This window comes from Pseudomonas marginalis (assembly GCF_024169655.1).
Taxonomy (GTDB): Bacteria; Pseudomonadota; Gammaproteobacteria; order Pseudomonadales; family Pseudomonadaceae; genus Aquipseudomonas; species Aquipseudomonas paraveronii.
This window is the reverse complement of record NZ_JALJWV010000001.1, coordinates 354,861-380,081: the sequence shown is the minus strand read 5'-3', so window position 1 is coordinate 380,081 and position 25,221 is coordinate 354,861. Positions and strand designations below refer to the sequence as shown.

Annotated in this window: 22 protein-coding genes; 18 read left to right on the top strand and 4 right to left on the bottom strand. The window is 64.1% G+C overall.

Annotated features, from left to right (window positions below):
* Positions 1 to 8 precede the first annotated feature (8 nt).
* From J2Y83_RS01610 to J2Y83_RS01530, 17 genes are read left to right on the top strand one after another with little or no spacing between them, the layout of a single operon-like run.
* The gene (locus J2Y83_RS01610; protein ID WP_247397222.1) at positions 9 to 263 is read left to right on the top strand and encodes an acyl carrier protein; all 255 of its coding nucleotides are present in this window, start codon (positions 9 to 11) and stop codon (positions 261 to 263) included.
* On the top strand, positions 260 to 805 hold the full coding sequence (locus tag J2Y83_RS01605) for a hypothetical protein (protein ID WP_253392951.1): 546 nt from the start codon (positions 260 to 262) through the stop codon (positions 803 to 805). The genes J2Y83_RS01610 and J2Y83_RS01605 overlap by 4 nt, the downstream gene beginning before the upstream one ends.
* Positions 802 to 2,472, top strand: coding sequence for an acyl-CoA synthetase family protein (locus J2Y83_RS01600; protein WP_253392949.1), 1,671 nt, complete (start codon positions 802 to 804; stop codon positions 2,470 to 2,472). Before J2Y83_RS01605 ends, J2Y83_RS01600 begins: the two co-directional genes overlap by 4 nt.
* Entirely contained in the window at positions 2,465 to 3,199 is a 735-nt protein-coding gene (locus J2Y83_RS01595) for a glycosyltransferase family 2 protein (RefSeq protein ID WP_253392947.1), read from the top strand. The genes J2Y83_RS01600 and J2Y83_RS01595 overlap by 8 nt, the downstream gene beginning before the upstream one ends.
* A complete protein-coding gene (locus J2Y83_RS01590; RefSeq protein WP_253392945.1) occupies positions 3,196 to 4,131 on the top strand; it encodes an LpxL/LpxP family acyltransferase in 936 nt (311 codons plus the stop codon). Before J2Y83_RS01595 ends, J2Y83_RS01590 begins: the two co-directional genes overlap by 4 nt.
* Entirely contained in the window at positions 4,115 to 5,656 is a 1,542-nt protein-coding gene (locus tag J2Y83_RS01585) for an HAL/PAL/TAL family ammonia-lyase (RefSeq protein ID WP_253392943.1), read from the top strand. Before J2Y83_RS01590 ends, J2Y83_RS01585 begins: the two co-directional genes overlap by 17 nt.
* Entirely contained in the window at positions 5,649 to 6,077 is a 429-nt protein-coding gene (locus J2Y83_RS01580; protein ID WP_253392940.1) for an acyl-CoA thioesterase, read from the top strand. The genes J2Y83_RS01585 and J2Y83_RS01580 overlap by 8 nt, the downstream gene beginning before the upstream one ends.
* On the top strand, positions 6,071 to 6,757 hold the full coding sequence (locus J2Y83_RS01575; RefSeq protein ID WP_253392933.1) for an outer membrane lipoprotein carrier protein LolA: 687 nt from the start codon (positions 6,071 to 6,073) through the stop codon (positions 6,755 to 6,757). Before J2Y83_RS01580 ends, J2Y83_RS01575 begins: the two co-directional genes overlap by 7 nt.
* Positions 6,729 to 9,059, top strand: a complete 2,331-nt coding sequence (locus J2Y83_RS01570; protein ID WP_253392931.1) for an MMPL family transporter — start codon at positions 6,729 to 6,731, stop codon at positions 9,057 to 9,059. The genes J2Y83_RS01575 and J2Y83_RS01570 overlap by 29 nt, the downstream gene beginning before the upstream one ends.
* 33 nt (positions 9,060 to 9,092) lie before the next feature.
* A complete protein-coding gene (locus tag J2Y83_RS01565; protein ID WP_253392929.1) occupies positions 9,093 to 10,340 on the top strand; it encodes an NAD(P)/FAD-dependent oxidoreductase in 1,248 nt (415 codons plus the stop codon).
* Positions 10,337 to 11,071: a class I SAM-dependent methyltransferase gene (locus J2Y83_RS01560; protein WP_253392921.1), complete on the top strand. Its 735-nt coding sequence runs from the start codon at positions 10,337 to 10,339 to the stop codon at positions 11,069 to 11,071. Before J2Y83_RS01565 ends, J2Y83_RS01560 begins: the two co-directional genes overlap by 4 nt.
* Positions 11,068 to 11,550, top strand: coding sequence for a hypothetical protein (locus J2Y83_RS01555; RefSeq protein WP_253392919.1), 483 nt, complete (start codon positions 11,068 to 11,070; stop codon positions 11,548 to 11,550). Before J2Y83_RS01560 ends, J2Y83_RS01555 begins: the two co-directional genes overlap by 4 nt.
* Positions 11,547 to 12,713 carry a beta-ketoacyl-[acyl-carrier-protein] synthase family protein gene (locus J2Y83_RS01550; RefSeq protein ID WP_253392917.1) on the top strand — a complete coding sequence of 389 codons (1,167 nt, stop codon included), beginning with the start codon at positions 11,547 to 11,549 and terminating at the stop codon, positions 12,711 to 12,713. The genes J2Y83_RS01555 and J2Y83_RS01550 overlap by 4 nt, the downstream gene beginning before the upstream one ends.
* Positions 12,710 to 13,171, top strand: coding sequence for a hotdog family protein (locus J2Y83_RS01545; RefSeq protein ID WP_247402200.1), 462 nt, complete (start codon positions 12,710 to 12,712; stop codon positions 13,169 to 13,171). Before J2Y83_RS01550 ends, J2Y83_RS01545 begins: the two co-directional genes overlap by 4 nt.
* The gene (fabG, locus tag J2Y83_RS01540; RefSeq protein ID WP_057003639.1) at positions 13,168 to 13,896 is read left to right on the top strand and encodes a 3-oxoacyl-ACP reductase FabG; all 729 of its coding nucleotides are present in this window, start codon (positions 13,168 to 13,170) and stop codon (positions 13,894 to 13,896) included. The genes J2Y83_RS01545 and fabG overlap by 4 nt, the downstream gene beginning before the upstream one ends.
* Entirely contained in the window at positions 13,896 to 15,122 is a 1,227-nt protein-coding gene (locus J2Y83_RS01535; protein ID WP_253392915.1) for a beta-ketoacyl-ACP synthase, read from the top strand. Before fabG ends, J2Y83_RS01535 begins: the two co-directional genes overlap by 1 nt.
* A gap of 25 nt (positions 15,123 to 15,147) precedes the next feature.
* Positions 15,148 to 15,567 (top strand): hypothetical protein, encoded by a 420-nt coding sequence (locus J2Y83_RS01530; protein ID WP_253392912.1) that lies wholly within the window; start codon positions 15,148 to 15,150, stop codon positions 15,565 to 15,567.
* A 63-nt stretch (positions 15,568 to 15,630) separates the two neighbouring features.
* Here the strand turns inward: J2Y83_RS01530 and J2Y83_RS01525 are convergent, their stop codons facing one another.
* Positions 15,631 to 16,524, bottom strand: a complete 894-nt coding sequence (locus J2Y83_RS01525) for a LysR family transcriptional regulator (RefSeq protein ID WP_253392910.1) — start codon at positions 16,522 to 16,524, stop codon at positions 15,631 to 15,633.
* 124 nt (positions 16,525 to 16,648) lie between these two features.
* Between J2Y83_RS01525 and J2Y83_RS01520 the strand changes: the two genes are divergently transcribed.
* Positions 16,649 to 17,917: an MFS transporter gene (locus tag J2Y83_RS01520; protein ID WP_253392908.1), complete on the top strand. Its 1,269-nt coding sequence runs from the start codon at positions 16,649 to 16,651 to the stop codon at positions 17,915 to 17,917.
* A 48-nt stretch (positions 17,918 to 17,965) separates the two neighbouring features.
* Here the strand turns inward: J2Y83_RS01520 and hemE are convergent, their stop codons facing one another.
* The 3 genes from hemE to gltB form a co-directional block, all read right to left on the bottom strand.
* Positions 17,966 to 19,033, bottom strand: coding sequence for a uroporphyrinogen decarboxylase (gene hemE, locus J2Y83_RS01515; RefSeq protein WP_253392906.1), 1,068 nt, complete (start codon positions 19,031 to 19,033; stop codon positions 17,966 to 17,968).
* Positions 19,034 to 19,274: 241 nt separating this feature from the next.
* Entirely contained in the window at positions 19,275 to 20,693 is a 1,419-nt protein-coding gene (locus J2Y83_RS01510) for an FAD-dependent oxidoreductase (protein ID WP_253392904.1), read from the bottom strand.
* Positions 20,694 to 20,725: 32 nt separating this feature from the next.
* A complete protein-coding gene (gene gltB / locus J2Y83_RS01505) occupies positions 20,726 to 25,171 on the bottom strand; it encodes a glutamate synthase large subunit (protein WP_253392902.1) in 4,446 nt (1,481 codons plus the stop codon).
* Positions 25,172 to 25,221 lie beyond the last annotated feature (50 nt).

Here is a 25,221-nt window from a genome sequence, read left to right as displayed (position 1 = left end):
ACCGTACCATGCAAACTCGTGACGATATTTTCAACACCCTGCGCGCTGCCTTGGTGGAACTGTTTGAACTGGAACCTGAACGCATCACCCTCGACGCCAACCTGTACCAGGACCTGGAAATCGACAGCATCGACGCGGTGGACCTGATCGACCATATCAAGCGCCAGACCGGCAAGAAGATCGCTGCCGAAGAGTTCAAGGCCGTGCGCACCGTGAATGACGTGGTTGAGGCGGTGTACCGTCTGGTCGCGCCTGCCGCATGAGCCGGCTGATCGGCCTTGGCCTGTTGCTGGCGGGGCTGCTGTACCCCTTTGCGGTGTATTACGGCACCGAACACTTTGCACCTTGGCAATTCGGCCTGCTGCTCGGCGGCCTGTGGTTGCTGCGCGCGCTCACGGGTGCAAGGCGCCCCGGCAGCCGCTGGATGGCAATGGCGATCATCGTGTTTTGCTTAGGCCTGGCCTGGTTCGATAACCCGCACCTGCTGCGCTGGTACCCGAGCCTGGTCAGTGCGTTCATGTTGACGCTGTTCGGCCTGAGCCTGAAATACGGCCCGCCGATGGCCGAACGCCTGGCACGCATGACCGACCCGCAATTGCCGCCGAAAGCCATTGTGTATACGCGCAAGGTCACCGTGGTGTGGAGCGTGTTTTTTCTGTGTAATGGCCTGCTCGCCGCCGCCCTCACCCTGTGGGCGCCGCTGAGCTGGTGGACGTTGTACAACGGCCTGATCGCCTACGGGCTGATGGGGCTGTTGTTTGCCGTGGAATGGCTGGTACGACAAAGGGTTCGAGGCCGCGTATGAATGGGTTGAAACTTGAGCACTTGCTGCTTGAGCCGCTGGAACAGCGCTGGGTCACCACCGAGCCTGCGATGAATCACGCCCAACTGTGGGAACAATCCCTGCGCCTGGCGGCAGGCCTGTACGCACGCGGCATTCAGCGCGTGGCCGTGCATCTGGAAGACGCCGGCCTGCTGGCGATCGCCCTGCTGGGTGCCTGGCGCGCCGGCGTCGGCGTGCTGCTGCCCGCCGATCTGCAACCGCAGACCCGCCAACGCTGGGCCGATGCCGTCGACGCCTGGCTGACCGAAGCCGCCGATCTGGACGCGCTGTATCAAGCGCCGTTGAGCCCTGCCGCCCTCGATTTGGATGCGTGCCAATTGAGCCTGTGTACCTCCGGCTCCAGCGGCGAACCCAAGCGCATCGACAAGACCCTGCGCCAACTGGCCAACGAGGTGCAGGCCCTGGAAGCGCTGTGGGGCGCAGACCTTAAAGACGCGTGCATCATCGGCAGCGTCGCCACCCAGCACATCTACGGTTTGTTGTTCCGCGTGCTGTGGCCGTTATGCGCCGGCCGTACCTTCGTGCGCCGCCAACTGGCCTTCCCGGAGGATTTGCAGCGCGCCAGCCGCGAGCACCCACAGTTCGCCTGGGTCGCCAGCCCGGCGCTGCTCAAGCGGATGGGCGACAACCTCGACTGGCCGGCCCTGAGCCAAGTGTCGCGGGTGTTCTCCTCCGGCGGCGCCTTGCCCATCGACGCGGCCGCCAGCCTGTACGAGCGCTTGCAGCAATGGCCGACGGAAATCCTCGGCAGCTCGGAAACCGGCGGCATTGCCTGGCGCCAGGGCGCGCAACCGTGGCAACCGTTCGCCGACGTAAAACTGAGCCAGGACGCCGACGGCGCCCTGTGCATCGCCTCACCGTACCTGCCCGTCGGGCATATCGAACAGACCGCCGACGCCGCCCGCCTGCATGCCGATGGCCGCTTCGAACTGCTGGGCCGCCTGGATCGCATCGTCAAACTGGAAGAAAAACGTATCTCCCTGCCCATGCTCGAACAGGCCCTGATGGCGCACCCCTGGGTCGCCGACACCCGCCTGGGCGTGGTCCAGGAAAACCGCGCCAGCCTCGGGGCTCTCGTGGTGCTGAGCGCCGATGGCCTGCATGCCCTGCGCAACCAGGGCCGGCGTACCGTCACGCAAACCCTGCGCCAACACCTCAGCCAACACTGCGAAGCCCTGGCCCTGCCGCGTCGCTGGCGTCTACTGCGGCACTTGCCCCTGAACAGCCAAGGCAAGCTGCCCCAGGCCGACATCGAAGCACTGCTACTCGCGCCCCGGCCAAAAGCACCGGACGTGCTGGAACAAGTCGAAATCGACGGCGAATGGACCCTGCAACTGAGCATCCCGCCGGACCTGGCCTACTTCAGCGGCCACTTCCCGGTGACGCCAGTGCTGCCGGGCGTGGTGCAGGTGGAGTGGGCGTTCAACTTCGGCCAGCAACTGCTCGACCTGCCGGCAACCTTTGCCGGCATGGAAGTGCTCAAGTTCCAGCAACTGGTGCGCCCCGGCGACCAGATCGAACTGCACCTGCGCTTCGACCCGGAACGCAGCAAGCTGTATTTCGCCTACCGTAACGGCGTCGCGGCCTGCTCCAGTGGCCGGATTCAACTGGAACCTGCGCATGCATAACCCCTGCGCCCTGATCCCGGTCTACAACCATGAAGCCGCCGTACCGGCCGTGGTCCACAGCCTGCTCGACAGCGGCCTGCCGTGCCTGCTGGTGGACGATGGCAGCAGCCCGGCATGCGCGGCGGTGCTGGCGCAATTGGCGAGCCTCGACAACGTCAGCCTGCTCACCCTGCCCACCAACCAAGGCAAGGGCAGCGCCGTGATGGCGGGTTTCCGCGAAGCGGCGCGCCTGGGCTTTACCCATGCCCTGCAAGTGGACGCCGACGGCCAACATGACCTGCGCGAAGTCGAGCACTTTATCGACACCTCGCGCCGACACCCCACGGCGGTGATCTGCGGCTACCCCGAATACGACGACAGCGTGCCCAAGGGCCGCCTGTACGCGCGTTACCTGACCCACGTGTGGGTGTGGATCAACACCCTGTCGCTGCAGATTCGCGATTCGATGTGCGGCTTTCGCGTGTACCCGCTGGCACCGACCCTGGCCCTGATGGACTCGGCCTACATCGGCACCCACATGGATTTCGACTCGGACATCCTGGTGCGCCTGGCCTGGCGCAACCAGCCGATGCGCTGGCTGCCGACGAAGGTGCATTACCCCGCCGACGGCCTGTCGCACTTCCGCCTGTTCCGCGACAACGTGCGCATCTCGGCCATGCACACCCGGCTGTTCTTCGGCATGTTGGTGCGCGCACCGATGATTCTGTGGCGACGGTGGCAGGCATGAGCGACAGCGGCAAACACTGGGCCGACCGCGAAGAGCGCGGCAGTTTCTGGCTGATGAAACTCACCGCTGTCGCCGCCAAGCTGCTCGGGCGCCGACTGTTGAGCCCGCTGTTGTACGGCATCGTGTTGTACTTCTTCTTGTTCGGCCGCACCGCGCGCCAGAGCGCCTGGCATTACCAGCAGCGCCTGGCGCAATGGAGCGGCCGTGATGAGCTGCGCCCGACCCTGCGCAAAGTCTTCGGCCAGTTCATGGCGTTTGCCGATGCGCTGCTGGACAAGCTCGACGTATGGAACGGCAAGCTGCGCATCGAGCAGATCGAAATCAACGACCCGGCGCAATTGCGCGGCCAACTGCGCGGCCAACGCGGGCAGATGCTGGTGGGCGCGCACCTGGGCAACCTCGAAGTGTGCCGCGCGCTCGCGGAGATTGGCGAAAAAGTCACCATGAACGTGCTGGTCCACACCAAGCACGCCGAACGCTTCAACCGTCTGCTGGGCGAAGCCGGCGCGACCCATTTGCGCCTGATCCAGGTCAGCGAGCTGGACCCGGCCACCATGCTGCTGCTCAGCCAGCGCCTGGACGACGGCGAATGGCTGGCCATCGCCGGTGACCGCGTGCCGCTGCACGGCGGGCGCACGGTGCGCGTGGACTTCCTCGGCCACGATGCCGCCTTCCCCCAAGGCCCGTGGCTGCTGGCCGGGCTGCTGAAATGCCCGGTCAACCTGCTGATGTGCCTCAAGCACCAGGGCCGCTATCGCCTGACCATCGAACCGTTTACCCAACTGATCGAATGGAAACGCAGCACCCGCGAGCAGGTCATAGCCCTGTGGACCGCGCGCTACGCCGCACGCCTGGGCCAGTTCTGCCTGGAAGCGCCCCAACAATGGTTCAACTTTTACCCTTTCTGGAAGACCGATGACGACGCATCTTGAGCCGGTAACGTTTGGCGAACGCGCTTTGCGCATTGAAGACGTATTGGCCCTGGCCAACCGTCAGGCGCCCACGCACTTGCAGGACGATGCCGCCTATCGCCAGCGCATCGCCAAGGGCGCGCAGTTCCTCGACTCGCTGCTGGACAAGGAAGGCGTGATCTACGGCGTGACCACCGGTTATGGCGACTCGTGCGTGGTGGCCGTGCCGTTGCAGCACGTCGAAGCCCTGCCGCGTCACCTGTACACCTTCCACGGTTGCGGCCTGGGCAAGTTGCTCGACGCCCAAGCCACCCGTGCCGTGCTCGCGGCGCGCTTGCAGTCGCTGTGCCACGGCGTGTCCGGGGTGCGCGTGGAACTGCTCGAACGCCTGCACGCGTTCCTCGAACACGATGTGCTGCCGCTGATCCCGGAAGAAGGCTCGGTGGGCGCCAGCGGCGACCTGACGCCGCTGTCCTACGTGGCCGCGACGCTGTCCGGCGAACGCGACGTGCTGTTCCGTGGCGAACGCCGCCAGGCCATCGACGTGCACCGCGAACTGGGCTGGGAACCGCTGGTACTGCGCCCCAAGGAAGCCCTCGCGCTGATGAACGGCACCGCCGTGATGACCGGCCTCGCCTGCCTGGCCTTCGCCCGCGCCGACTACCTGCTGCAACTGGCCACGCGCATCACCGCGCTGAACGTGGTGGCGCTGCAAGGCAACCCGGAACACTTCGACGAGCGCCTGTTCGCCGCCAAGCCGCACCCGGGGCAGATGCAAGTCGCCGCGTGGTTGCGCAAGGATCTGGCGATTGATGCGCCGACTGCGCCGCTGCACCGTTTGCAGGATCGCTACTCGTTGCGCTGCGCGCCCCACGTCCTCGGCGTGCTGGCCGACAGCCTGAACTGGCTGCGCTCGTTCATCGAGATCGAACTCAACAGCGCCAACGACAACCCGATCATCGACGCCGAAGAAGAGCGCGTGCTGCACGGCGGGCACTTCTATGGCGGGCACATCGCCTTCGCCATGGACAGCCTCAAGACCCTGGTGGCCAACGTCGCCGACCTGCTCGACCGCCAGCTCGCGCTGCTGGTCGACGTGCGTTACAACCACGGCCTGCCGAGCAACCTGTCGGGCGCCCCGGCCGATCGCGCGATGATCAACCATGGCTTCAAAGCGGTGCAGATCGGCACCAGCGCCTGGACCGCCGAAGCGCTGAAAAACACCATGCCGGCCAGCGTGTTCTCGCGCTCCACCGAGTGCCACAACCAGGACAAAGTGAGCATGGGCACCATCGCCGCCCGTGATGCGATCCGCGTGCTGGAGCTGACCGAACAGGTCGCCGCCGCCACCCTGCTCGCTGCCAACCAAGGCGTGTGGCTGCGCGCCCAGGCCGCCGAGGCGCGCCCACTGCCGCCGGCGTTGGCGGCGATGCACAGCGAGCTGGCCAAAGACTTCCCGCCAGTGATCGAAGACCGCGCCCTCGAAGGCGAACTGCGCCTGTGCCTGCAACGCATCGCCGAGCAACACTGGAGGCTGCATGCGTAGTCAGGGCGTGCTGCATTGCGACACTGAAATCCTCGTGCCGTTTTTCGACATCGATACCATGAACGTGGTCTGGCACGGGCACTACGTGAAGTACCTGGAAATCGCCCGCTGCGCCTTGCTCGACAAGATCGGCCACAACTACACGGCGATGCTCGAATCCGGCTACGCCTGGCCGGTGATCGACCTGCAACTGCGCTATGTGCGCGGCGCTACCTTCGGCCAGACGATCAACGTGCGCGCCAGCCTGGTGGAATGGGAGAACCGTTTGAAGGTCAACTACCTGATCACCGACCGCGCCAGCGGCGAACGCCTGACCCGCGCCAGCACGGTGCAAGTGGCGGTCGACATCGCCAGCCGCGAGATGCAACTGGCCTCACCCACCGTCTTCACCCACGCCGTCGAAAAGGCCCTGAAATGCTGAGCCCTGTAGGAGCGAGCTTGCTCGCGAAGATCGTCAACGATAACGCTGGTCACCTGACACCCCGTGGTGCCCTCCGGTTTTTCGCGAGCAAGCTCGCTCCTACAGTGTTCGCGTTGTTTGGTTTTTCGGCGGCGGCCCAGGCCTTCGACCTGCAGCAACTCAGCGATCAGTTGGCCAAACCCAGCGTGATCCACGGCAGCTTTATCCAGGAAAAACACCTGCGCGCCCTGCCGCAACCCTTGGTCAGCAAAGGCACCTTCGTCCTGGCCAAGGACCACGGCCTGCTGTGGCTGCTCAAAACCCCACTGCAACAGGATTACCGCATCAGCGCCCAAGGCATTGCGCGGCGGGATGCCAATGGCTGGCAAACGCTGCCGAACAAGAGCGCCGGGGCCGAACAGAACCGCCTGTTCCTCGCCGTGCTCCAGGGCGACAGCAGCGGCTTGCAGCGTGACTTCGACCTGCAACTACAGGGTGAAGCCGAGCAGTGGAAGCTGACGCTGACCCCGCGCTCGCTGCTGCTCAAGCAAGTGTTCAATCAGATCAATATCGACGGCGGCACGCTGGTCCACACCATCGAACTGCTGGAAACCCAGGGCGACAGCACCGTGCTGCGCATGCAAGACAGCAGCGCCGACCTTCCCCTGAGCGATGCGGAGCAACACGACTTTGCCCAGTGAGCGTTTATTGCCGCGCCTGTTCCTGATCCTGCTGGTGGCCGTGCTGGCCCTGGCCGGCTGGCAATGGCGCCATGGCGCGCCGTTGTCGGCCAACCTGATGGAACTGGTGCCGGGTAGCACGCCGGACGCCCTCGAACTGCAAGCCGAACAGCGCATGCAGGAACCGCTGAACCGCGAAATGCTGGTTCTGGTGGGGCACGCAGACCGCCAGCAAGCGGTCAACGTAGCCGAGCAATTGGGTGAGCGCTGGCAAGCCAGCGGCCTGTTTGAAAAAGTCCAATGGAACCTGCAAGCCGACCTGCCGGCGCTGCGCGAGCAATTGTTGCGCGGGCGCTTGTCGATGCTCGCGGCCAAGGACCGCGAACAACTGATCGACCACCCCGACGCGTTCATCCAGCAGCGTGTGCAAGCGCTGTTCGACCCGTTCACCGGGTTCAGCCTGGTGCCGAGCCAGGACGACTGGCTGGGCCTGACCGGGCGCATTCAGAACAGCCAGCCGCAGCGCGGCGCGGTGCAATTGGATATCGGCAGCGGCACGTTGGTCGCCGATGCCGACGGCAAGAGCTGGGTGATGCTGCGCGCGCGCACCACCGGCAATGCCTTCGATATGAAACTGCCGCTGCAAGTCGCCGATTTGCTCCAGGCCAGCCGCGCCCAGGCCGCCGAGCACGGCGCGCAACTGCTCGCGGCCAGCGGTTTGCTCTACGCCGCCGCCGGGCAACAGCAAGCCACCCGCGAAATCACCTGGGTCGGCGGCGGCGCGACCGTCGGCATTCTGCTGCTGTTGCTCCTCGCGTTCCGGCGCTGGCGCGTGCTGCTGGCCTTCGTGCCGGTGCTGGTGGGCATGCTGTTCGGCGCGGTGGCCTGTGTGGCGCTGTTCGGGCATATGCATGTGATGACGCTGGTGCTCGGCTCCAGCCTGATCGGCGTGGCGGTGGATTACCCGCTGCACTACTTGTCGAAAAGCTGGAGCCTGCAGCCGTGGCGCAGTTGGCCGGCGTTGCGCCTGACCCTGCCGGGCCTGAGCCTGAGCCTGGCGACCAGTTGCATCGGCTACCTGGCGCTGGCCTGGACGCCGTTCCCGGCGCTGACCCAGATCGCCGTGTTCTCCGCCGCAGGCCTGGTCGGCGCGTACCTGTCCGCCGTATGCCTGCTGCCAGCGCTGCTCAACGGCGTCGAACTGCGCCCGGCGCAATGGCCGCTGCGCATCGCCGAAAGCCTGTGGCTGATGCGTAGCGGGTTGATCAAACGCGTGCCGAGCGCAGTGCTGCTGGTGTGGGTGCTGCTGTTTTGTGCCGGCGGCTTGTGGCAGTTGAACAGTAAAAACGATCTGCGCCAGTGGATCGGCGCCCCGCCGCAATTGCTACAGGAAGCCCAGGCCGTGGCGCGGATCACCGGGTTCCAACCCACCAGCCAGTTCTTCCTAGTGCGCGCCGACAATCAGCAGCAGTTGCTGGAACGCCAGGCCGCCCTGGGCCAGCGCCTGGAGCAGTTGGTGAATATGGACAAGCTCCAGGGTTATCTGGCGCTCAATCAACTGGTCAACCTGCCCGCCGAGCAACAACGGCTGCGCGAGGCACTGAATGCACTTCCCGCGCACTGGCAGCCGCTGCTCGACCTCGGCGTGCCCGTCAGCGCGCTGCAAGCCGAAGTCGCTCAACTGCAAGCGCTGCCCACCGAAGACATCGACGCCGCGCTGCTCGGGCCGCTGGGCGAACCCTGGCGCACGCTGTGGCTGGGCCCGGTCGACGGCGGCGTAGCGGCCATGGTCAGCCTGCAAGGCTTGAACAACCCGGCGCTGCTGCAGGTGCAGGCCGTGGATCTGCCGGGAGTGCAACTGGTGGATCGCCTGGGGGATTTGAACCGGGTGTTCGCCGCCACGCAGATCAGCGCGGCTGAATTGAAACTGATGTCCTGCGGGCTGATCGTGCTGTTGCTGATCGTGCCCTTCGGCTTTGGCGGCGCACTGCGCATTGTCGCCCTGCCGTTGCTGGCCGCGCTGTGCAGCCTGGCCAGCTTCGGTTGGCTGGGCCAGCCGCTGACGCTGTTCAGCCTGTTCGGCCTGCTGCTGGTCACCGCCATCAGTGTCGACTACGCGATCCTGATGCGTGAGCAGATCGGCGGCCCGGCGGTGAGCCTTTTGGGGACGCTGCTGGCGGCGCTGACGACGTGGTTGTCGTTCGGCCTGCTGGCGGTGTCGAGTACGCCTGCGGTGAGTAATTTCGGCCTGTCGGTCAGCCTGGGCCTGGCCTTCAGCTTTATGCTGGCGCCCTGGGCCGGCCGCCAGAAGCATGCCTCATGAATGTGATTATCGCCAAAGTGGCAAGGAGCCCTCGTGCCCATAGTTGAAATGGAACGTCGCCAGGTGGTGGTGATCGGTGCCGGCCCGTCCGGTGCCATCGCCGCCGCGCTGTTAAAGCGTAAAGGGCATGATGTGCTGATTATCGAGCGCCAGCATTTCCCGCGCTTTTCGATTGGTGAAAGCCTGCTGTCGCACTGCATCGACTTTATCGAAGAAGCCGGCATGCTCGACGCCGTGCAGGCGGCCGGCTTCCAGGTAAAAACCGGTGCCGCGTTCGCCTGGGGCGAGCGTTACAGCGCGTTTGATTTCGCTGACACGTTCAGCCACGGCAAGCCGACCACCTTCCAGGTGCAGCGCGGCGAGTTCGACAAGTTGCTGGCCGATCAGGCGGCGCTGCAAGGCGTCGACATCCGTTACGGCGAAACCATCGTCGGCGTGGATTTCAGCGGTGAAACCCACTACCTGCATGTGCGCCGGGAGAACGGCAGCGAGTATCACGTCAAAGCCAAATTCGTGCTCGATGCCAGCGGCTATGGCCGCGTACTGCCGCGCCTGTTGGACCTCGAAGCGCCGTCGGACTTCCCGCTGCGCCAGGCGGTGTTCACCCATGTCGAGGACCGCATCGAACACCCAGGCTTCGACCGCACCAAGATCCTCGTGACAACCCACCCGACCCAACGCGACATCTGGTTCTGGACCATCCCGTTCAGCAACGGCCGTTGCTCGGTCGGTGTGGTGGCGGCCAAGGAGCATTTTGCCGGCCGTGACGCCGATCTCGACGCCTGCCTGCGCGGGTTCATCGACGAAACCCCGAGCCTGTCCGGCGTGCTGCAAAACGCCGTGTGGGACACCCCCGCGCGCACCATCGGCGGCTACTCGGCCAACGTCAAAACCTTGCACGGCCCGGGCTTTGCACTGCTGGGCAACGCGGCGGAATTCCTCGACCCGGTGTTCTCCTCCGGCGTGACCATCGCCATGCGCTCGGCGAGCATGGCGGCCGGCGTGCTGCATCGTCAGCTCAACGGCGAAGCCGTGGACTGGCAGCGCGAGTTTGCCGAGCCGTTGAAGCGCGGCGTCGACACCTTCCGCTGCTACGTCGAAGGCTGGTACGCCGGGACGTTCCAGGATGTTATTTTTCACCCCGGCAGCTCGCCGGAGATTCGCCGGATGATCAGTTCGATCCTCGCCGGCTACGCCTGGGACGAGCGCAACCCGTTTGTCAGCGAGCCCAAACGGCGGTTACGGATGTTGTCGGAAATTTGTGCAGGGGATGCCGTGTGAGCAGTCAGTACTTAAGTAAGAACTACGTCGAGGAAACCAAATTCGGCTTCTGGTTCCTGCGCAGCCACACCTGGCAGCACCACGTGTTGCGCGTGGCGATCAACGACCTGCGCCGCCTGTTCAGCGAGCCGCTGCCGGTGGCGCCGGTATTGCTGGACGCCGGCTGCGGCCAGGGCAAATCCTTCAAGCTGCTGCAGCAGGTGTTCGAGCCGTCGCGCCTGATCGGGCTGGATGCCGACCCGCACAGCCTGGAACTGAGCAAGGCGGAGGCCGCGCGCCAAGGGCTGAACGTCGAGCTGATCGGCAGCGACTGCGCCACCCTCAACGTCGCGGACGCCAGCGTCGATATCCTGTTTTGCCACCAGACCTTCCATCATCTGGTTGAGCAGCATCGCGCACTGAAAGAGTTCTATCGGGTGCTCAAGCCCGGCGGCTATTTGCTGTTTGCCGAGTCCACCGAAGCCTATATCGACACCTGGGTGATTCGCTGGCTGTTCCGCCACCCCATGCAGGTGCAGAAAAGCGCCGAAGAGTACCTGCAGATGCTGCACGAACAGGGCTTTGAGTTCGGCACGCAGAACGTCTCGTACCCCTACTTGTGGTGGAGCCGGGCCAGTGATTTCGGCCTGCTGGAACGCTGGGGCCTGCGCAAGGCACCGCCGGTGGGCCAGCGCGAAGAAACCCTGGTCAACTGCGTGGCACGCAAGCCCTTGGCGAGCGCGGCACCATGATGCGTTTGCTGCTGATCGGCTGCCTGTTGCTGCTGAGCGCCTGCGCCAGTCAACCGCCATTGCCGGAAAGAACCCCGGCACTCGCCTTGCCGATGCAACTGCACGTGCAGCGCCTGGCGGACGGTCAGAGCCAGGACTGGTTGCTGGTGATCCAGCGCGAAGGCGCTGCGATCCGCTGGTCGATGATGGACCCGCTGGGCATCCCCCAGGCCCGGCAAAAACTGATCGACGGAACGTGGCAGGCCGACGGGTTGCTGCCGCCCAATCCGCAAGCGCGCGAGCTGTTCGCCGCGTTGCTGTTTGCCCTGACCTCGGCGGATGACCTCCGCGCGCTTTACCCGAACGCCCAAGCGATGGACCTGACGCGCACCCTGCCGGGTCATTGGCAAATCGTCTATCAGTCATCCGAGGTGTTCAGCGTTCGCATGCGCGGGCAACCGCTGAGCTATCGCATCACCCCGCTGGGAATGGCGCGATGACCGCCTACCTCAATGCCCTCGGCGTGATCTGCGCCCTCGGGCGCGGCCAGACCGACGTCAGCCGCAGCCTGTTTGCCGGCGACTGCTCCGGCATGCGCGCCGAAAGCGGCTGGGTGCCCGAGCGGGTGCTGCCGGTTGGCGGTGTGCCGGGCGAACTGGCGACCATCCCGCCCGAGTTGGGCCAGCAGAGCAGCCGCAATAACCAGTTGCTGCTGGAAGCCGCGTTGCAGATCGAAGGCCAGATCCGCCAGGCGATCGAACGCTACGGCGCGGCGCGGGTCGGCATTGTGCTCGGCACCAGCACCTCGGGCATCGACGAAGCCAGTCGCGGCATTGCCCATTACCTGCGCGATCACCAGTTCCCCGACGACTATGACTACCAACAACAGGAACTCAGCGCCCCGGCGAACTTCCTCGCCGACTGGCTGCAACTGAGCGGCCCGGCCTATGTGATTTCCACCGCCTGCACCTCCAGCGCCCGCGCCTTGATGAGCGCTCGGCGCCTGCTGGAGCTGGGGCTGTGCGATGCGGTGATCTGCGGCGGCGTCGACAGCCTGTGCAAGCTGACCCTCAACGGTTTTACCGCGCTGGAGGCGGTCTCGAACGAACGTTGCAACCCGTTTTCGGTGAACCGCAACGGCATCAACATCGGCGAAGCAGCGGTGTTATTTTTGATGACTCGCGAGCCGGCCCCCATCGCGCTGCTGGGCAGTGGCGCGAGTTGCGATGCGCATCATATTTCCGCGCCGGAGCCCAGCGGTAAAGGCGCGTTGCAGGCAATGCGCAAGGCCCTGGCCAGCGCTCGCTTAACGCCTGAGCAGATCGGCTACCTGAACCTGCACGGCACCGCCACCCAACACAACGACGCCATGGAAAGCCTGGCCGTCGCCAGCCTGTTTCCCGACGGCGTGGCCTGTTCATCGACCAAACCGATGAGCGGCCACACCCTGGGCGCGGCCGGCGCGCTGGAAGCGGCGTTCTGCTGGCTGAGCCTGGCCCACGGCCGGCTGCCGCCCCACGTCTGGGACGGCCAGGGCGACCCGGCGCTGCCCGCCTTGCAGTGGGCACGCAGCGGCGCCGCCCTGGAAAAACGCTGCCTGATGAGCAACTCGTTTGCGTTCGGCGGCAACAACGTCAGCCTGATTATCGGAGAGGCCCCATGATCGATTGGCCACTCGCCACACTGCTGCCCCATGCGGGCGACATGATCCTGATTGACCAGGTGCTGTCGTTCGATGAAGAGCAGATTCACACCCGCCTCACCGTCAAGCCTGGTGGCTTGTTCAATCGCCCGGACGGCAGCCTGCCGGCCTGGGTCGGTATCGAGCTGATGGCGCAAAGCGTCGCGGCCTACGCCGGTTGCCGCGCGCGCCAGAACGGCCAGGCGGTAGAACTGGGCTTCCTGTTGGGCACACGTAAGTTCGAGTGCAACGTCGAGCACTTCCCGGCCGGTACCGAGCTGACCATCCACGGCCTGCGGTCCCTGGAAGACGACAACGGCATGGGTGTGTTCGAATGCCACCTCACCGGCGACGGCATCCACGCCAGCGCCCGCTTGAACGTATTTAGACCGCCCCAGGCGGCCACCTATTTAGATGAATCGAAGGACGAAACGCCATGACTGAATCCGTACTGGTCACCGGCTCCAGCCGTGGCATCGGCCGCGCCATTGCCTTGCGCCTGGCCCAGGCCGGGCACGACATCGTGCTGCATTGCCGCAGCGGTCGAGCAGAAGCCGACGCGGTGCAGGTCGAGATCGAGGCCCTGGGCCGCAAGGCGCGGGTGCTGCAATTCGACGTTTCCGAGCGTGCCGAGTGCAAGGCAATCCTCGAAGCCGACGTGGAGCAACATGGCGCGTATTATGGCGTGGTGCTCAACGCAGGCCTGACCCGCGACGGCGCGTTCCCGGCCTTGTCGGAAGACGATTGGGACGTGGTGATGCGCACCAACCTCGACGGTTTCTACAACGTGCTGCACCCGGTGATGATGCCGATGATCCGTCGGCGCGCAGCCGGGCGTATCGTGTGTATCACCTCGGTGTCCGGGCTGATCGGCAATCGCGGCCAGGTCAACTACAGCGCCTCCAAGGCCGGCCTGATCGGCGCGGCCAAGGCCCTGGCCATCGAGTTGGGCAAGCGCAAGATCACCGTCAACTGCGTCGCACCGGGCTTGATCGACACCGCGATGCTCGATGAAAACGTACCGGTGGAAGAGCTGATGAAGATGATCCCGGCGCAGCGCATGGGCACGCCGGAAGAAGTCGCCGGCGCGGTGAATTTCCTGATGTCGGCCGAAGCGGGCTATATCACCCGCCAGGTCTTGGCCGTGAACGGAGGTCTGTGCTGATGAAGCGCGTGGTCGTAACCGGCATGGCCGGCATCACCTCCCTGGGCAGCGACTGGGACACCATCGCCGCCAACTTTCGCGCCAACCGCAGCGGCATCCGGCGCATGGACGAGTGGGACCGCTTCAGCGAGTTGAACACGCGCCTGGCCGGGCCGATCGACGACTTCGTCGTGCCCGCGCACTGGACGCGCAAACAACTGCGCAGCATGGGCCGCGTATCGCGCCTGGCGGTGTGGGCGGCGGAGCAGGCGCTGAAAGACGCCGGCTTGCTCGGTGACGAGTCGATCAAGGACGGGCGCATGGGCGTGGCCTGCGGCTCGTCCACCGGCAGCACCGACGAGATCAAGGCGTTCGGCAACATGCTGCTCAACTCGGTGGCCGAGGGGCTGAACGCCAACTCCTATGTGCGCATGATGCCCCATACCACGGCGGCGAATATCAGCATCTTCTTCGGCCTCACCGGGCGCTTGATCCCCACGTCCAGCGCCTGCACCAGCGGCAGCCAGGGCATCGGCTATGCCTATGAGGCGATCAAGTTCGGACGCCTGCCGCTGATGCTCGCCGGCGGCGCCGAAGAGCTGTGCCCCACCGAAGCCATGGTGTTCGACGCACTCTACGCCACCAGCCTGAAGAACGACGCGCCACAGACCAGCCCGCGCCCCTACGACAGCGGCCGCGACGGCCTGGTGATCGGCGAAGGCGGCGGCATGCTGGTGCTTGAAGAACTCGAACACGCCCTGGCCCGTGGCGCGCATATCCACGCCGAAATTGTCGGTTTCGGCAGCAACGCCGACGGCCAGCACACCACCCGCCCGGAACAGAAAACCATGCGCCGCGCCATGGAGCTGGCCCTGGAAGACGCCGGGCTTGAGCCCTCGGCCATCGGCTATGTGAACGGCCATGGCACCGCCACCGACCAGGGCGACATCGCCGAGACCCTGGCCACCCACAGCCTGTTCGGCAGCCGCATGCCCATCAGTTCGCAGAAGAGCTTCCTCGGCCACACCCTGGGCGCGTGCGGGGCGCTGGAGTCGTGGTTCAGCATCGAGATGATGAACCGCGACCAGTACGTCCACACCTTCAACCTGGATTCCGTCGACCCGCAGTGTGGCGAGCTGGATTACCTGCAAGGTGAGTTTCGCGAGATGCACCACGACTACGTGATGAACAACAACTTTGCCTTCGGCGGCGTCAACACCTCGTTGATCTTCCGCCGCTGGCCCTGACTTTTAATCGACTGGAGAAAACGGAATGTCTTCCTTGCTACGCGCCACCCTGATCACCCTGGCCCTGCTGAGCAGCGCCGGTTGCACCAGCAAACCGGTGCTCAACACCCAGCACGACCTGCCGGCGAATGCCCAGGTCAGCGAAGAAAAAGTCAAACAGGCGATCGTCGCCGCCCTGCAAAAACGCGAATGGACCGTGCAACGCCTGAGCCCGCAACTGGTGCAGGCTGAGATCACCGTGCGCAATCAGTTCTACGCCGCCATCGACATCCGCTACACCCGCAACAGTTACGCGATCACCTACCGCGACAGCCGCGACCTGGGCTACAAGGACGGCAAGATCCATCGCAACTACAACCGTTGGGTGAGCATGCTGGATCGGGACATCATGGCGGGGTTGCGCAACTATGGTGTGAATGAAGCGAATACGGCGCCGCAGAACTGAAATCGTTCCAACTCTATGGCGAGGGAGCTTGCTCCCTCGCCACATAAAGCCAGTTCAGCACGCCTATTGCACCGCCTTACGCGTCAACAACTCCACAAACGCCTGCGCCATCGGCGTTTGCACGCCCTTGCGCTGCACCAGCCACACCGCCGTCACCGCCTCCTGGTCGAGCAGGGTGCGATAGACCACGCCATCGATGCGGATGCGCTGGTAGGACGCCGGCAGCACCGACACGCCCAACCCCGCCGCGACCAACCCGATGATCGTCATCGCCTCCCCGGCTTCCTGGGCAAAGTGCGGGCTGAAGCCGGCGTCGCGGGCCAGGTTGAGCAGTTGCGCGTAGAGACCGCTGCCGTAGCTGCGCGGGAAAAACACGAACGGCTCCTCGGCCAACTGCGCCAGGTGCAAGCCCCGCTCGCTGCCTTGCACCAAGGGATGACCGGCGTTGAGCACCGCCACCAAGGGTTCGCGCATCAACTCCACCACACTTAGCGAATCCGGCAACGGCAGCGGGCGCATCAGGCCAACCTGGATCGACTCATCCACCAGCGATTCGGCGACTACGGCGCTGCTCATTTCCTGCAAATTCAGGTGGACCGCCGGGAACGCCTGGCGAAACGCAAAGATCGCCTGGGGGATGCTCGAATTGAACGGCGCCGACGACGTGAAACCGATCTTCAGTTCGCCCAGCTCACCCAACTGCGCCCGGCGTGCCACATCCGCGGCCTTATCGACTTGCGCCAGCACCAGTCGCGCCTCGTGCAGGAACAACCGCCCGGCTTCGCTCAGTTCGACCCGACGGTTGGTGCGCTCGAACAAACGCGCGCCCACCTCGTGCTCCAGCGCCTGGATCTGCTGGCTCAGAGGCGGTTGCGAGATCCCGAGGACCTGCGCCGCCCGGCCAAAATGCAGCTCTTCGGCGACGGCGATGAAGTAGCGCAGGTGACGTAATTCCATAGCAGCCTCATTAGGTCGTTAAAGCTATCAAACAGGTCGAACAATATATTGGAAAGAATCATTAGGCAGCTATATTCTTTTTTGCATTGCCGGTCCTGGCAGGCTTTTGCTCCCCGAGGTCCCCGTGAAATCTGCTGTCGCTCCATTCGCTCAAGAAGTCCCGCCGACTGCCCTGGATAAAAGGGTGGAGCAGCTCACTGACACGTACATCGAAAAAGGCACACCGATGTTCATGCGCACCGTGCTGGCGCTGTTCTCGGGCGGTTTCGCGACGTTTGCCCTGCTGTATTGCGTGCAGCCGATGATGCCGGCGTTGTCCCACGAATTTTCCATCAACGCGGCGCAAAGCAGCCTGGTGCTGTCGGTGTCCACGGCGATGCTCGCCCTGGGCCTGCTGATCACCGGGCCGATTTCCGACACGCTGGGGCGCAAGCCGGTGATGGTCGCCGCGTTGTTCTGCGCCGCGCTGGCCACCATCGCCAGCGGCCTGATGCCGAGTTGGGAAGGGATTCTACTGATGCGCGCGCTGGTGGGCCTGTCGCTGAGTGGCCTGGCCGCCGTGGCGATGACCTACCTGAGCGAAGAGATCCACCCCCAGCACATCGGCCTCGCCATGGGCCTGTACATCGGCGGCAACGCCATCGGCGGCATGAGCGGGCGGCTGATCATCGGCGTGTTGATCGACTTCGTCAGTTGGCACACGGCAATGCTGATCATCGGCGCCCTGGCCCTGATCGCGGCGACGGTGTTCTGGAAGATCCTCCCCGAATCGCGCAACTTCCGCGCCAGTAGCCTCAAGCCGCGCAGCCTGGTGGACGGCTTTGTCATGCACTTCAAGGACGCGGGCCTGCCGTGGCTGTTCCTCGAGGCCTTCCTGCTGATGGGCGCGTTCGTGACGATGTTCAACTACATCGGCTACCGCTTGCTGGCCGACCCGTATGACCTGAGCCAGGCCGTGGTCGGCCTGCTGTCGCTGGTGTACCTCTCGGGCATCTACAGCTCGGCGAAAATCGGCTCCCTGGCCGACCGCCTCGGCCGCCGCCGCGTGCTGTGGGCGACCATCGTGTCGATGCTTGCCGGCATCGCCCTGACCCTGTTCACTCCGCTGTGGCTGGTGATCCCCGGCATGCTGGTGTTCACGTTCGGCTTCTTCGGCGCCCACTCGGTGGCCAGCAGTTGGATCGGCCGCCGCGCGGTGAAAGCCAAGGGGCAGGCGTCGTCGTTGTACCTGTTCTGCTACTACGCGGGGTCGAGCGTTGCCGGCACTGCGGGTGGGTTCTTCTGGCACTTCGCCGGGTGGAACGGGATTGGTGGGTTTATCGTCGCACTGTTGATCGGCGCGTTGCTGGTGGCGTTGAAGTTGGCGAAACTGGCGCCGCTGCAAACGGCCTGACAAACAAAAACGCCCGGCATAAGCCGGGCGTGTTTCATTGCGCGCCGATCACTCGTGATACTGCGCCGACAACTCATGCACCGCACGCAGGAACGCACCGGCATGTTCCGGGTTCACTTCCGGCGTAATGCCGTGACCCAGGTTGAACACATGCCCGCTGCCCTTGCCGTAGCTGGCCAGGATGCGCCCGACTTCGGTGCAGATGGCTTCCGGCTTGGCGTACAGCACGGTCGGGTCCATGTTGCCTTGCAGCGCGACCTGATTGCCGACGCGGCGGCGGGCTTCGCCGATGTCGCAGGTCCAGTCCAGGCCCAGGGCATCCGCGCCGGCATCGGCGATGCTTTCCAGCCACAGGCCGCCGCCCTTGGTGAACAGGATCACCGGCACTTTACGGCCTTCGTGTTCACGGATCAGGCCGCTGACGATCTTGCGCATGTAGGCCAGGGAGAACTCCTGGTACGCCGCCGACGACAGGTTGCCGCCCCAGGTGTCGAAGATCTGCACCGCTTGCGCACCGGCCATGATCTGGCCGTTGAGGTACGAGATGACCGACTGCGCCAGCTTGTCCAGCAGCAGGTGCATGGCCTGTGGGTTGTCGTAGAGCATGGCCTTGGTCTTGCGGAAGTCTTTCGACGAACCGCCTTCGACCATGTAGGTCGCCAGGGTCCAGGGGCTGCCGGAGAAGCCGATCAGCGGCACGCGGCCATTGAGCTCGCGGCGGATGGTGCTGACGGCGTCCATCACGTAACCGAGGTCTTTGTGCGGGTCCGGGATCGGCAGCGCTTCGATGTCGGCCAGGGTGCTGATGACTTTCTTGAACCGCGGGCCTTCGCCGGTCTCGAAGTACAGGCCTTGGCCCATGGCGTCAGGGATGGTGAGGATATCGGAGAAGAGGATGGCCGCATCCAGTTCCGGGTAGCGGTCCAACGGCTGCATCGTGACTTCGCAGGCGAACTCCGGGTTCATGCACAGGCTCATGAAGTCGCCGGCGTTGGCGCGGCTGGCGCGGTATTCCGGCAGGTAGCGACCGGCTTGACGCATCATCCACACAGGGGTGACGTCAACGGGCTGCTTGAGCAGGGCACGAAGGAAACGGTCGTTCTTGAGGGCAGTCATGTCGGCATCCGCAAAAAAAGTACGGGCATTTTCTCAGAGCGCGACGCAAAAGGCACGGGATGAGCCGTGCCTTTTATCTATCGGGTTGATTTACGACAATCTCTTGGGCACATCAACACCAAATGTGGGAGGGGGCTTGCCCCCGATTGCAGTGTGTCAGTCTAAGTATCTTTAACTGGGCCACCGCTATCGGGGGCAAGCCCCCTCCCACATTTTGGCCACATTTCAAAGGTGAAATGGGTTAGACCTGCAGGTAGTCCAGGATGCCTTCGGCGGCATTGCGGCCTTCGAAGATCGCCGTTACTACCAGGTCGGAGCCGCGCACCATGTCGCCACCGGCGAAGATTTTCGGGTTGCTGGTCTGGTGCTTGTACTGGCCTTGTTCCGGGGCGACGACGCGGCCCTGGCTGTCGGTCTGGATCTGGAACTGCTCGAACCACGGCGCCGGGCTTGGGCGGAAGCCGAAGGCGATGACCACGGCGTCGGCCGGGATGATCTCTTCGGAACCCGGGATCGGCTCGGGGCTGCGACGGCCACGGGCGTCCGGTTCGCCGAGACGGGTCTCGACCACCTTCACGCCTTCGACGCGGTCTTCACCGACAATCGCGATCGGCTGGCGGTTGTAGAGGAATTTCACGCCTTCTTCCTTGGCGTTCTTCACCTCTTTGCGCGAGCCCGGCATGTTCGCTTCGTCACGACGATACGCACAGGTCACCGACTTGGCGCCCTGGCGGATCGAGGTGCGGTTGCAGTCCATCGCGGTGTCGCCACCGCCCAGCACCACGACCTTCTTGCCTTTCATGTCGACGAAGTCTTCCGGCGACTTTTCAAAGCCCAGGTTGCGGTTGACGTTGGCGATCAGGAAGTCGAGCGCGTCGTACACACCCGGCAGGTCTTCACCGGCAAAGCCGCCTTTCATGTAGGTGTAGGTGCCCATGCCCATGAATACGGCATCGTATTCGGCGAGCAGTTGCTCCATGGTCACGTCTTTGCCGACTTCGGTGTTCAGGCGGAACTCGATGCCCATGCCGGTGAACACTTCACGCCGATGGCTCAGCACGGTTTTTTCCAGCTTGAACTCGGGGATGCCGAAGGTCAGCAGGCCGCCGATTTCCGGGTTCTTGTCGAACACCACCGGGGTCACGCCGCCACGCACCAGCACGTCGGCACAGCCCAGGCCCGCCGGGCCCGCGCCGATGATCGCGACGCGCTTGCCGTTCGGCTTGACCTTGGACATGTCCGGGCGCCAGCCCATGGCGAAGGCGGTGTCGGTGATGTACTTCTCCACCGAACCGATGGTCACCGCGCCGAAGCCGTCGTTGAGGGTGCAGGCACCCTCGCACAGACGGTCCTGCGGGCACACCCGGCCGCAGACTTCCGGCAGGGTGTTGGTCTGGTGCGACAGCTCGGCGGCGGCGAGGATGTTGCCCTCGGCCACCAGTTTCAGCCAGTTGGGAATGAAGTTGTGCACCGGGCACTTCCATTCGCAATACGGGTTACCGCACCCCAGGCAGCGGTGGGCCTGGTCGGCCGACTGCTGGGGTTTGAAGGGTTCGTAGATTTCCACGAACTCTTTCTTGCGTTGACGCAACAGTTTCTTCTTCGGATCTTTGCGCCCGACATCGATGAACTGGAAGTCGTTATTCAGACGTTCAGCCATGTTAAAACCTCATCAAACTCTTCAGGCGCATATCACTGCGGGTTGGCACGGATGCTGGAAAGCAACGATTTCAGGTTGGCAGCCTTGGGCTTGACCAGCCAGAAACGACGCAGGTAATCATCAAGGTTCTCGGCGAGGTTACGACCCCATTCGCTGCCGGTTTCCTCGACGTACTCGTCCAGCACGTGCTGCAAGTGGTTACGGTGGGATTCCATCGCTTCGCCGCTGATCCGCTGGATCTCGACCAACTCGTGGTTGACCCGGTCGACGAAGGTGTTGTCCTGGTCCAGCACGTAGGCGAAACCGCCGGTCATGCCCGAACCGAAGTTGTAACCGGTCTTGCCCAGTACCGCGACAAAGCCCCCGGTCATGTACTCGCAGCAGTGATCGCCAGTGCCTTCCACCACGGTGTGGGCGCCGGAGTTACGCACGGCGAAACGCTCACCGGCCGTACCGGCGGCGAACAGCTTGCCGCCCGTGGCGCCGTACAAGCAGGTGTTGCCGATGATGGCACTGTCCTGGGTCTTGTAGACGCTGCCTTTAGGCGGAACGATCACCAGCTTGCCGCCGGTCATGCCCTTGCCCACGTAGTCGTTGGCGTCACCTTCCAGGTACATGTGCAGGCCGCCGGCGTTCCACACGCCGAAGCTCTGGCCCGCGGTGCCGGTGAAGCGGAAGGTGATCGGCGCCTTGGCCATGCCCTGGTTGCCGTGCTTGCGCGCGATTTCGCCGGAGATGCGTGCGCCGATGGAGCGGTCGCAGTTGCAAATGTCCATGCTGAATTCGCCACCGCTGGCGTCGTTGATCGACGAAGCGGCCATCTCGACCATCTTCTCGGCCAGCAGGCCTTTGTCGAACGGTGGGTTGCGGTCCACCTGGCAGAATTGTGGCTTGTCTGCCGGGATGTGATCGCTGCCCAACAGCGGCGTCAGGTCCAGGTGTTGTTGCTTGGCGGTCTGGCCTTCGAGGATGTCCAGCAGATCGGTGCGGCCGATCAGCTCTTCGAGGGAGCGCACGCCCAGCCTGGCCAGCCACTCACGGGTTTCTTCGGCGACGTAGGTGAAGAAATTCACCACCATGTCGACGGTGCCGATGTAGTGATCCTTGCGCAGCTTCTCGTTCTGAGTGGCGACGCCGGTGGCGCAGTTGTTCAGGTGGCAGATGCGCAGGTATTTGCAGCCCAGGGCGATCATCGGCGCGGTGCCGAAGCCGAAACTTTCGGCGCCGAGGATGGCGGCCTTGATCACGTCGAGGCCGGTTTTCAGGCCACCGTCGGTCTGCACGCGGACTTTGCCGCGCAGGTCGTTGCCGCGCAGGGTCTGGTGCGTCTCGGCCAGGCCGAGCTCCCACGGTGCGCCAGCGTACTTGATCGAGGTCAGCGGCGAAGCGCCGGTGCCGCCGTCGTAGCCGGAGATGGTGATCAGGTCGGCATAGGCCTTGGCCACACCGGCGGCGATGGTGCCCACGCCGGCTTCCGCGACCAGTTTCACCGAGACCAGAGCCTGCGGGTTGACTTGTTTAAGGTCGAAAATCAGCTGCGACAAGTCTTCGATCGAGTAGATGTCGTGGTGCGGCGGCGGCGAAATCAGGGTCACGCCCGGTACCGCATAACGCAGCTTGGCGATCAGACCGTTGACCTTGCCGCCTGGCAGTTGGCCGCCCTCACCGGGCTTGGCACCCTGAGCGACTTTGATCTGCAGCACTTCGGCGTTGACCAGGTATTCGGGGGTTACACCGAAACGGCCAGTCGCCACTTGCTTGATTTTCGAGCTCTTGATGGTGCCGTAGCGCGCCGGGTCTTCGCCGCCTTCGCCGGAGTTGGAACGCGCACCCAGGCGGTTCATGGCTTCGGCCAGGGCTTCGTGGGCCTCGGGCGACAAGGCGCCCAGGGAAATACCGGCGGAGTCGAAGCGCTTGAGGACCGATTCCAGCGGTTCGATTTCGCTGATGTCCAGCGGCGTATCCAGGGTTTTCACCTTGAACATGTCGCGGATCATCGACACCGGGCGGTTATCCACCAGCGCGGTGTATTCCTTGAACTTGGCGTAGTCGCCCTGCTGCACGGCGGCTTGCAGGGTGCTGACCACGTCCGGGTTGTAGGCGTGGTACTCGCCACCGTGTACGAACTTGAGCAGGCCGCCTTGCTGGATCGGCTTGCGCGCGCTCCAGGCTTCGGCTGCCAGGGCTTTCTGTTCGGCTTCGATGTCGACGAAACGCGCACCCTTGATGCGACTCGGTACGCCACGGAAGCTTAGGTCGCAGACTTCTTCCGACAGACCAATGGCCTCGAACAACTGCGCGCCACGGTAGGAAGTGACGGTGGAGATGCCCATCTTCGACAGGATCTTCAGCAGGCCCTTGGTGATGCCTTTGCGGTAGTTCTTGAACACCTCGTAGAGGTCGCCCAGGACTTCACCGGTACGGATCAGATCACCGAGCACTTCGTAGGCGAGGAACGGGTACACCGCCGAGGCGCCGAAACCGATCAGCACCGCGAAATGGTGCGGGTCGCGGGCGGTGGCGGTTTCCACGAGGATGTTGGAGTCGCAGCGCAGGCCTTTTTCGGTCAGGCGGTGATGGACCGCGCCGGTGGCCAGGGAGGCGTGGATCGGCAGCTTGCCCGGTGCAATGTGACGGTCGGTCAGCACAATCTGGGTACGCCCGGCGCGCACGGCTTCTTCGGCCTGGTCCGCGACATTGCGCACCGCAGCTTCAAGGCCGAGGCTCTCGTCGTAGTTCAGGTCGATGATCTGACGGTCGAAGCCTGGGCGCTCCAGGGTCATCAGCGAGCGCCACTTGGCCGGGGAAATGACCGGCGAGCTGAGGATCACGCGGGAGGCGTGCTCAGGCGATTCCTGGAAGATGTTGCGCTCGGCGCCGAGGCAGACTTCCAGGGACATCACGATGGCTTCACGCAGCGGGTCGATCGGTGGGTTGGTCACCTGGGCGAACTGCTGGCGGAAGTAGTCGTATGGCGTGCGCACGCGCTGGGACAGCACGGCCATCGGCGTGTCGTCGCCCATCGAGCCGACCGCCTCGTAGCCTTGCTCGCCGAGCGGACGCAGCACCTGGTCGCGCTCTTCGAACGTGACCTGGTACATCTTCATGTACTGCTTGAGCTGGTCGATGTCGTAGAACGCCGAACCGTGGTCGTTGTCTTCCATGGTCGCCTGGATGCGCAGGGCGTTCTTGCGCAGCCATTGCTTGTACGGGTGACGGGACTTCAAGCGGTTGTCGATCGCATCGGTGTCGAGGATCTGCCCGGTTTCGGTGTCCACGGCGAGGATCTGGCCAGGGCCGACGCGGCCTTTGGCGATCACGTCTTGCGGCTGGTAGTTCCACACGCCGATTTCCGACGCCAGGGTGATGAAACCGTTGGTGGTGGTCACCCAACGCGCTGGGCGCAGACCGTTACGGTCGAGCAGGCACACCGCGTAGCGGCCGTCGGTCATGACCACACCGGCCGGGCCGTCCCACGGTTCCATGTGCATCGAGTTGTACTCATAGAACGCCCGCAGATCGGGGTCCATGGTCTCGACGTTCTGCCACGCAGGCGGAATGATCATGCGCACGCCACGGAACAGGTCGATGCCGCCAGTGACCATCAGTTCGAGCATGTTGTCCATGCTGGAGGAGTCGGAGCCGACGCGGTTGACCAGCGGGCCGAGTTCTTCCAGGTCCATCAAATCGTTGGCGAACTTGGTGCGACGGGCCACGGCCCAGTTGCGGTTGCCGGTGATGGTGTTGATCTCGCCGTTGTGGGCGAGGAAGCGGAATGGCTGGGCCAGCGGCCATTTCGGCAGGGTGTTGGTGGAGAAGCGCTGGTGGAACACGCAGATTGCGGTTTGCAGGCGCTCATCGCTCAGGTCCGGATAGAAGGCGGTCAAGTCCGCCGGCATCATCAGGCCTTTATAAATGATGGTCTTGTGCGAAAAGCTGCAGATGTAGTGGTCGGTGTCGGCGGCATTGGACACGGACGAGCGACGACGCGAGGTGAACAGCTTGATCGCCATGTCCTGGTCGCTCAGGCCGTCGCCCGCGATGAACACTTGTTCGATCTGCGGCAGGCGCTCCAAGGCCAGGCGACCGAGCACGCTGGTGTCGATCGGCACTTTGCGCCAGCCGACGAGTTGCAGGCCGGCCGCGAGGATTTCGCGGTTCATGTTCTCGCGAGCGGCTTCGGCTTTGACCGGGTCCTGGTTGAAGAACACCATGCCCACGGCGTACTGCTTGGGCAGATCGGCCGCGAAATGTTCTTTGGCGACAGCGCGCAGGAACAGGTCGGGCTTTTGAATGAGCAAGCCACACCCGTCACCGGTCTTGCCGTCGGCGTTGATCCCACCACGGTGGGTCATGCAGGTCAGGGCCTCGATGGCCGTTTGCAAAAGGGTATGACTGGGCTCGCCCTGCATATGGGCAATCAGGCCGAAACCGCAGTTATCCTTGAATTCATCGGGTTGGTACAGACCTGCTTTCATAGACGCTTTCTCACCAGGCTGCCTCTTATATCGAGGCAAATTTCTTTTCA

What these genes read in the sequence shown, in the direction of transcription:
- J2Y83_RS01535 (WP_253392915.1), top strand. Translation starts at nt 13,896, where the DNA reads ATGAAGCGCGTGGTCGTAACCGGCATGGCCGGCATCACCTCCCTGGGC.
- J2Y83_RS01555 (WP_253392919.1), top strand. Translation starts at nt 11,068, where the DNA reads ATGATGCGTTTGCTGCTGATCGGCTGCCTGTTGCTGCTGAGCGCCTGC.
- J2Y83_RS01570 (WP_253392931.1), top strand. Translation starts at nt 6,729, where the DNA reads ATGCGGAGCAACACGACTTTGCCCAGTGAGCGTTTATTGCCGCGCCTG.
- gltB (WP_253392902.1), bottom strand. Translation starts at nt 25,171, where the DNA reads ATGAAAGCAGGTCTGTACCAACCCGATGAATTCAAGGATAACTGCGGT.
- J2Y83_RS01510 (WP_253392904.1), bottom strand. Translation starts at nt 20,693, where the DNA reads ATGGCTGAACGTCTGAATAACGACTTCCAGTTCATCGATGTCGGGCGC.
- J2Y83_RS01580 (WP_253392940.1), top strand. Translation starts at nt 5,649, where the DNA reads ATGCGTAGTCAGGGCGTGCTGCATTGCGACACTGAAATCCTCGTGCCG.
- J2Y83_RS01575 (WP_253392933.1), top strand. Translation starts at nt 6,071, where the DNA reads ATGCTGAGCCCTGTAGGAGCGAGCTTGCTCGCGAAGATCGTCAACGAT.
- hemE (WP_253392906.1), bottom strand. Translation starts at nt 19,033, where the DNA reads ATGACTGCCCTCAAGAACGACCGTTTCCTTCGTGCCCTGCTCAAGCAG.
- J2Y83_RS01545 (WP_247402200.1), top strand. Translation starts at nt 12,710, where the DNA reads ATGATCGATTGGCCACTCGCCACACTGCTGCCCCATGCGGGCGACATG.
- J2Y83_RS01610 (WP_247397222.1), top strand. Translation starts at nt 9, where the DNA reads ATGCAAACTCGTGACGATATTTTCAACACCCTGCGCGCTGCCTTGGTG.
- J2Y83_RS01600 (WP_253392949.1), top strand. Translation starts at nt 802, where the DNA reads ATGAATGGGTTGAAACTTGAGCACTTGCTGCTTGAGCCGCTGGAACAG.
- J2Y83_RS01585 (WP_253392943.1), top strand. Translation starts at nt 4,115, where the DNA reads ATGACGACGCATCTTGAGCCGGTAACGTTTGGCGAACGCGCTTTGCGC.
- J2Y83_RS01605 (WP_253392951.1), top strand. Translation starts at nt 260, where the DNA reads ATGAGCCGGCTGATCGGCCTTGGCCTGTTGCTGGCGGGGCTGCTGTAC.
- J2Y83_RS01530 (WP_253392912.1), top strand. Translation starts at nt 15,148, where the DNA reads ATGTCTTCCTTGCTACGCGCCACCCTGATCACCCTGGCCCTGCTGAGC.
- fabG (WP_057003639.1), top strand. Translation starts at nt 13,168, where the DNA reads ATGACTGAATCCGTACTGGTCACCGGCTCCAGCCGTGGCATCGGCCGC.
- J2Y83_RS01595 (WP_253392947.1), top strand. Translation starts at nt 2,465, where the DNA reads ATGCATAACCCCTGCGCCCTGATCCCGGTCTACAACCATGAAGCCGCC.
- J2Y83_RS01590 (WP_253392945.1), top strand. Translation starts at nt 3,196, where the DNA reads ATGAGCGACAGCGGCAAACACTGGGCCGACCGCGAAGAGCGCGGCAGT.
- J2Y83_RS01525 (WP_253392910.1), bottom strand. Translation starts at nt 16,524, where the DNA reads ATGGAATTACGTCACCTGCGCTACTTCATCGCCGTCGCCGAAGAGCTG.
- J2Y83_RS01550 (WP_253392917.1), top strand. Translation starts at nt 11,547, where the DNA reads ATGACCGCCTACCTCAATGCCCTCGGCGTGATCTGCGCCCTCGGGCGC.